The organism is Streptomyces sp. adm13(2018) (assembly GCF_008042145.1).
Classification (GTDB): domain Bacteria; phylum Actinomycetota; class Actinomycetes; order Streptomycetales; family Streptomycetaceae; genus Streptomyces.
This window is the reverse complement of the sequence record NZ_RDBH01000100.1, coordinates 15,717-22,559: the sequence shown is the minus strand read 5'-3', so window position 1 is coordinate 22,559 and position 6,843 is coordinate 15,717. Positions and strand designations below refer to the sequence as shown.

Annotated in this window: 6 protein-coding genes; 3 read left to right on the top strand and 3 right to left on the bottom strand. The window is 69.8% G+C overall.

Features of this window, described 5'->3' with window-relative positions; genetic code table 11:
• Positions 1 to 296: 296 nt before the first annotated feature.
• On the bottom strand, positions 297 to 533 hold the full coding sequence (locus EAO70_RS09225) for a hypothetical protein (RefSeq protein ID WP_148002520.1): 237 nt from the start codon (positions 531 to 533) through the stop codon (positions 297 to 299).
• Between the two features lie 315 nt (positions 534 to 848).
• Between EAO70_RS09225 and EAO70_RS09220 the strand changes: the two genes are divergently transcribed.
• Complete coding sequence (locus EAO70_RS09220) at positions 849 to 3,398, top strand: DEAD/DEAH box helicase (protein ID WP_148002519.1); 2,550 nt, start codon at positions 849 to 851, stop codon at positions 3,396 to 3,398.
• A 141-nt stretch (positions 3,399 to 3,539) separates the two neighbouring features.
• Here EAO70_RS09220 and EAO70_RS37785 read toward each other — a convergent pair whose 3' ends face one another.
• Positions 3,540 to 3,827, bottom strand: a complete 288-nt coding sequence (locus tag EAO70_RS37785; protein WP_187283811.1) for a hypothetical protein — start codon at positions 3,825 to 3,827, stop codon at positions 3,540 to 3,542.
• A gap of 670 nt (positions 3,828 to 4,497) precedes the next feature.
• Here EAO70_RS37785 and EAO70_RS09205 point away from each other — a divergent pair.
• Together EAO70_RS09205 and EAO70_RS09200 are read left to right on the top strand one after the other, a co-directional pair.
• Positions 4,498 to 4,962 (top strand): hypothetical protein, encoded by a 465-nt coding sequence (locus EAO70_RS09205; protein ID WP_187283810.1) that lies wholly within the window; start codon positions 4,498 to 4,500, stop codon positions 4,960 to 4,962.
• A gap of 536 nt (positions 4,963 to 5,498) precedes the next feature.
• Positions 5,499 to 5,972: an ATP-binding protein gene (locus tag EAO70_RS09200; RefSeq protein WP_148002515.1), complete on the top strand. Its 474-nt coding sequence runs from the start codon at positions 5,499 to 5,501 to the stop codon at positions 5,970 to 5,972.
• A 261-nt stretch (positions 5,973 to 6,233) separates the two neighbouring features.
• On the opposite strand, the gene EAO70_RS09195 is transcribed toward EAO70_RS09200, so the two are convergent.
• A complete protein-coding gene (locus EAO70_RS09195; RefSeq protein ID WP_187283809.1) occupies positions 6,234 to 6,767 on the bottom strand; it encodes a GNAT family N-acetyltransferase in 534 nt (177 codons plus the stop codon).
• Positions 6,768 to 6,843: the final 76 nt, after the last annotated feature.

The following is a 6,843-nucleotide window of genomic DNA, read 5'->3' as shown; positions in this document are numbered from 1 at the left end:
TCGCTGCGCGATGAGCAAGCGAACCACCGGGCTGCGCCCGGTGGTTGCGCTCCCGCTCCGCGTCCGCGCTGCACCTCGCTGCGCGAGGTGCGCACCACCCGGACKSMGTCCGGGTGGTGACGGCCTGTCCGCTGCGCTCCCAGGCCGGGCCTTGCCGCGCAAGGCGTGACTGGTGCTCCGCTTCGCTCCGCCCCAGGTTGGGCGGGTCCGCTGCGCTCCCCCGACCAACGGCTCCTCCGGCTGCGCCTGCGGGCCTATGGCCCGCTGCCGCGGGCCAGGCTGGCTGCGGGAGCGGGCTACTCGATGTGCCCGGTCGTGGGGTCTACCTGCTTCAAGAAGTCCTGCGCCAGTGCTTGGAGTTCCGGCTCGCTCAATGCCCTGGCCGGCTGTACTGCGGAAGTGAAGCCGTATCCGGGGTTGGGGCCTGATAGCCAGGTGAAGTCGTACGTGCCCAACTCGTCGGGACGTTCGGTGACGTCGAACGTCTCTCCGTCGACCACGAGTGTCGACCGCTGTGTGCTGTGCCTGTCCATGACTGGTCATTATGTCTGGTGCTCTGACATCGATCGTGCGTGTCGGCACTCTTCGTACCAGCGCTTCAGGGAAGCGCGGGTTCTGTGTGCTTCATTTTTGATCCGAGATAAACTATGGACTCGGAGAACACAACCCCGGACCGCTCCGAAGGGTTATCGAGATCCATCCCACGGCCTTGCTGGTGCTCCGGTGAGGCAGAGCAGCCACCCGATCACGTCAGTCCAACCGTAGCCCTAGCGGCTCCTCCACGTGCAGGTTTCCCGTTTCCCGTCGCTCGAATCGACCAGATCGCACCCTAGGAGAAGGCAGGCGTTATGTCGAGCACAGAACGCGTTGATCACCGCGAGGCGGCCCAGCGAGAAGCCGTTGACGCGGTCGTGCGTGCCCTGGAATTGCCTGCAAGATCACTTGTGCCCGAGCGGGGGCTTCGAACGCAGGTGATCATGGCGACCGGGTCCGGGAAGACTCGAGTGGCGGTCCGCAGCGCGGAGGAGCTCCAAGCGGGCCGTGTGCTGGTGCTCGTGCCCTCGCTGGACCTGCTCGCCCAGACCGAGGCCTCATGGCGCGAGGGAGGCCGTCGTGGGCCGATGATCGGGGTGTCCTCGCTGCGGGGCGAGGAAGCGTCTTTCCCCAACACCACGGACGTGGACGAGCTGGTGGAGTGGACGCGAGGCTTGGAGAAGGTCACCCTGTACGCCACGTACGCCAGCCTCGGTCTGGGCACGCTGGAGCGGGCGCACGCCGCGGGTCTCGCGGCTTGGGACCTGATCGTGGTGGACGAGGCCCACCGTGTTTCGGGCCGGATCGGGAAGCCGTGGGCGGTCGTCCACGACAACCAGAAGATCCCCTCCCTGCGCCGCCTGTACATGACGGCCACGCCCCGGCTGTGGCAGCTCGGGGACGACGATGCGGCCGGCGCACCGGGCGAGCTGGTCGCGAGCATGGAAGACGACCCTGAAGGTCCCTTCGGCAGCCGCTGCTTCACTCTCACCCTCTCGGAGGCGATCGATAGGGGAATCTGTGCCCCCTACCAGGTCGTATGCGTGGACGTCACTGACACCGCGCTTCAGGCCGTGCAGCTCCTGGGCGCCGAAAGCCGGTCGGCAGAGGTCCGCGGGGCCCGGCTCGCCGCGCTCCAGACCGCTCTGGTGAAGGCGTCGGCGGAGGAGAACTTCCGGCGCACGCTGGTCTTCCACCACGTCGTGAAGGAGGCCGAAGCTTTCGCGGCCGGCCTTCCGGACGTCGCCGCGCAGCTGCACGCATCCGACCCGGAGCTCTACCCGCGCACGGTCTGGGCGGACTGGCTGTGCGGCGACCACAAGCCGCTACACCGCCGCCGGCTGCTCGGGGAGTTCGCGGCCGGGATCGCCACGGACGGCACCGTCGTGGAGAAGTGCTACCTCAGCTCGGTGAAGGTGCTGGGCGAGGGCGTCGACACCAAGAACTGCGACTCCGTGTACTGGGCGGACGTACGCGGATCGATGCCCGACCTCGTCCAGGCCGTGGGCCGGGCGCTGCGGATGCAGCCCGGCGAGGGCAAGGTGGCTTCGCTGGTGGTGCCGGTGCTGCTCGGGCCCGGGGAGACGGCGGACAACATGCTCACGAGCCGGGCGTTCGGCGGGCTGGCGAAGCTGCTGGAGGCGCTGCGGGCGCACGACGCGCGGATCGTGGAGAGCCTCGCGGAGCAGCAGGCGCCGAGCCGCTACAAGCCCGTCAGCAAGGACGAGAGCGGCAAGGGCACGGGCGGGAGCGGTGAGGGCTCCGGGGGCGTCAGTGCCCCCGCCAAGGCCCTGCTGAAGTTCTCCACGCCCCGCGATCCGGCCGCCCTCGCCGCGTTCATCAACCTGCGGGTCCTCAACCCGGAGCACGAGCACTGGCGGCGTGGTGTGGAGGCCGCCGTCATCTACGCCCGTGAGCACGGCGACCTGAAGGTGCCGTTCACGTTCCGGGTGCCCGCCGTCGACGACCAGGAGCAGGGGGAGGGAGGCGCGGGGTGGCCGGCCTCGCTCGCCGGGTTCCCGCTGGGGCAGTGGACCGCCGACGCACGCCGGTTCTACGCCCGCGGGGACATGGACGAGGACCGCGTCGCGCAGCTGGAGAAGCTCGGCATGGTGTGGTCGCACTTCGACGTCGCGTGGGAGGAGGGCCTCGCGGCCGCGCGCGGGTGGGCGGCCGAACACGGGCACCTCCTGGCCCCGCTGGATGCCGCCTTCCAGGGCTACCGGGTGGGCATCTTTCTGAAGAACGCGCGGGCAGCCGCCCGCAAGGCCGCCGAGATCGAGCAGCGGCGCGCGGAGGGGCTGCCGGTGGAGACGTCGGCCGGGGCACTGTCGGAGACGCGGCGCGAGCAGCTGGAGGAGATCGACGCGTCCTGGTGCCCGAGCTGGCCGGTGACCTGGCAGCGGGCCTTCCACCTCGTGAGGATGCACCTGGACGCCGGTGAGGCGCTGCCCACCCAGGCTGGCGACGTCGTGCGCCAGGGCGAGGATCTGGGACGGTGGGTACAGTCCGTCCGGTACGGCTGGGACGAGCTCACGACCGTGCAGCAGTGGATGTGCGAGCAGGTCCTCGGGATCGAGCCCGCCAGCGAGGACGAGAAGCCCAAGCGCCGTACGCAGGCCGACAAGTGGGCGTTGAACTACGAAGCCGCCCGCCAGTTCTACCAGCGCGAGGGCCACCTCCAAGTCCCCCGGAAGTGGGTCGAGACCGTCGCCCTCGGCGGTGACGATGAGGGCGAGGGCCGGGAGCGGCGGGAGGTGTCGCTCAAGCTCGGCACCTGGGTCGGCAACCAGCGCTCCCGGGCCACATCGCTCTCCCCCGAGCGGATCGAGCAGCTCTCCCGAATCGGGATGCGGTGGTCTTGATGGTGGGTATCTTCGTCACCGCGGCCGCCGCGCTCACCGCCGGATATCTCCTCGGGCGGCTGCGCCCGTGGCAGCGGCTGGGCGACTGGGCGGCCGATCAGGTCCGCTTCACCGGGGCGTGGCCCGGGGCGGCGCCGGGCGTCAGGCCGTCGTCGTCCTGGCCCACGCCGTCACCGCACCGCGCACCAGCCGGCGCATCATGCGCGCCACGGCCACCGAGCCGCAGGCGCCCACGCCCGTACGCGATCCGGACTGGGCCGCCCACCGCACCCGCACCGACCAGGGAGGCACTACGTGAGCACCGAGCAGCACGACGCCGACGCGTACGGCCAGGAGCTGGCCCGCATCAGCCACCACCAGCACGAGGCCACCGACGCGCGGTTCACGGTCTTCCAGGCCCTGGCCGCCGTCGGCATCGGGGCCGAGCAAGCCGACGACATCGTGGCGAAGATGGAGGCCGGGGCGTGGCCGGCGCCCACAACTGGATCTCCGAGAGCAGTCCCCCGCACGGAGCCGAGCCGCAGTTCGAGGACGGCTGGTTCGCCGGTGTCCGCGACGTCGCCGGCCAACTGCGACGCATCGCCGACACCACCGCCACCACCGGGCGGGGGCGTGCCGCCTCCAGCGCCATGCTGCTCGCTCACCTCTCGCAGCCGGCCTCCCCTGCCCCGGAGGAGACGACGGCGGACGAACCCGCCCCCACCCCGGCCCCGGTGCCGCCGCTGGAGGCGACGGACGTCCTGGCGGCCGCGGAACGCTTCCCGTGGGCCGTGGCCACGCCCGGGACGCGCCACTGGGCCGGACGGGTCGGACTTCCTGGACATCGCACTGAGCGCGGTGGGCGACGAGGAATGCGCGGGGTACATCGAGCTCTTGGAGGCGTTCGTGGAGGAGCACCGCGACCGCCTGGAGGAGTTGCTGCGCGCGTACGGGCCGGGCAGCAGGCCCGCCTCCCACGGCCGGTACGCGCTGGTCGGTCAGGGAGTTCAAGACCTTTGCCGGATAGTCCGCAATCGTCCCAAAGTATACTTCTGCGCCGCCGATCTCACCCGCAGACTGGTGCGGATCGGAGCATTCGCCCATGCAAGTAGGGGAACTGATGCGAAATATCATGCGCAGCACGGCCACGGTGGTCGCCGGAGTCCTAGTCACGGCGGGCGTGACGGTGTTCGGCGTCAGCGGGCCGGCCCAAGCGAGTCCCGCCGACTGCGAAGGCGGCGCGAACGGGTTCGTCGACATTCCCGACAACCTCAGCGGAACGGTCGGGACTCAGCGGACGATCGGCGGGGGCACCAGGATCAGCATCCAGTACGCCACGCTCGGTGGTGTCCAGCGAGGCTGGGCCAAGATCGACGGATGGACCCTCCCCGGTGACAAGGTGTGGATGGATTGGACCACCAACGGAGGCTCAAGCTGGTTGCAGTGCGGCCCCTTCGTCGTCGGAGCCCAGGACACCCCGAAGACGAGTGCCGCCAAGAACACCAGCAGCTCGTCCGCCTGGAAGTTCCGCGCCTGCGCAGCGCTGGCACCCGCTGGTCCCCCGCTGTGCACGAACTGGTGGTAGCTCCCTGACACCGTCCCGCCTTGTGCCCCGTACCTGACCCGCCAGGTGCGGGGCGCGGGCGGGCCGTGGGAGAAGGGTCGCCCTGAAGCCACGCCGAACGGCCTTCCTCCTCGGACGCTGCGCTCGTCGTCGCTGTCGCGGACGCGCCGTGAGGGGTCCGCTGCCGGGCTCACCCGGCAGCTCGGTGTCACCAGCCGTACCGTACGCCGCCTGAACGACCGCGTCGGTCAACGGCGGCTGAACCCCGTACAACCCCTCGCCCCAGAACGTCGCCTTAACCTCATCGAACCGAGCCACGAACTCATCCTATGGACTCAGCAGACCAGCTTGACGATCTATAGGAGCTTCAGCGCCCGGCCTCCGGGCTGCTTGCCGGTCTTCTCCGGAACGAGCTGCACCCGGCTGTAGGCCCGGCGGCGCCATGCGCAACGGGACGGACACCACGGGCGACAGCCCGCCCGCCCGCGCGCCTGAAACGAGAAATCGGGGGTAGGCGAAGCGCGGCATAGGTCAGTACGGGGGACAGGCGGGGCACCATGGAACAGACAACGAGCGGCCCGGACGGGCCCTCGCTCCTGAGGAACGTCATCTCGGCGTCCGGGGCGTTCGAAGGCAGTGAGGACATCGCTGTCGCGCGTGACCTCGCCCGCGGTTTCCTCACCGACGTACAAGCCGTGCACGGGCTGCCGGTATCCGGGCGCGTGCTGGGCACTGTCCAGCTCGTGGTCAGCGAACTGGTCACCAACGCCCGCAAGTACGCACCCGGCCCCTGCCTGCTCACCCTGGAAGTCGACGGAGGAGCCATCGAAGTGTCCGTCTGGGACGGCAACCCCACACCCCCGGCGATCCTCGGCCCCGACCCGACCCGGATCGGTCAGCACGGGCTGGAACTCGTGATGGCGGTCAGCCAGAGCTTCACCGTCTGCCGCGAACCGGTGGGCAAGCGGATCACGGCAACGATCGTGCTGGCCGATGATCCCGGCGGGGACGTCGTCGGCCGTCAGCCATGACAGCGTGAGGCCGGACCGGGCAACGAGCAGTACAGGGCCAGCCAGGCACGCGGGGAAAGCGAAGCGCCCTCGCCCCTGGCAGACACGACTGCCTTGATCACCGAGAGCGGCAGGACACCTTCCCGGTCGGAGAGGACGGGCGCGCAGAGCGGGTGGTCGATGTCGGCCACGGCCGCCTTGAACTCACGTCAGGGACAGCGACCCTAGCCTCAACAGTCCCAGCCCATTCGGTACCTCGGGGGCTCTGCGTGACACTGCTGGTCAAGATAGATGAACGGTACTGCGTTCGCGCGCGTGGAGATGTCCCTCGGCCTCGTGCGGGGCACGAGGTGGCAAAACGCTCTCCAGGGTGTAGCCCGCCTTCTGCGCGACTCGGCAGGAGGCGGGGTTGCCGGCGTTGTGGATTAGTTCCAGGCGGCTGAGTCCCACTTCCGTCCTGGTGTCGAAGGCCCAGGTCGTCAACAGTTCCACGGCCCTGGAAGCAACGCCGAGGCCCCGTGCCGAGGCACCCGTCCAATAGCCGACCTCACCACGCGTTTCGCCGCCGGACTGTTTGAGAACGATATGCCCCACAACCCGCCCAGTCATGAGGATGGCGAAGCTGAGCCGCTTCCCGGACTCCCAGCCCGCCTCCTGGGTCGCGATCCAGCGCACCGCGTCCTGCAGCCCCGCCACGCGGTGCGACGTCCAGCGACGCACTTCCTCATCATCGGCCAACGCCGCCAGCACGCCGGCGTCACCCTGCTCCCACGGCCTCAGCGTCAGATCGGTCGAGCGCAGCACCACAGTCGTCACCGCTAGGTCCTTCCTGTCCCCTCGCCACCTTAGATGACCGCGATCACACCACTTGACCAGCACCGGAGTACCCGCA

Bases quoted from the DNA above. Each gene is read 5' to 3' on its own strand.
- EAO70_RS09205 (WP_187283810.1), top strand. From the start codon at position 4,498: ATGCGAAATATCATGCGCAGCACGGCCACGGTGGTCGCCGGAGTCCTA.
- EAO70_RS09200 (WP_148002515.1), top strand. From the start codon at position 5,499: ATGGAACAGACAACGAGCGGCCCGGACGGGCCCTCGCTCCTGAGGAAC.
- EAO70_RS09225 (WP_148002520.1), bottom strand. From the start codon at position 533: ATGGACAGGCACAGCACACAGCGGTCGACACTCGTGGTCGACGGAGAG.
- EAO70_RS09220 (WP_148002519.1), top strand. From the start codon at position 849: ATGTCGAGCACAGAACGCGTTGATCACCGCGAGGCGGCCCAGCGAGAA.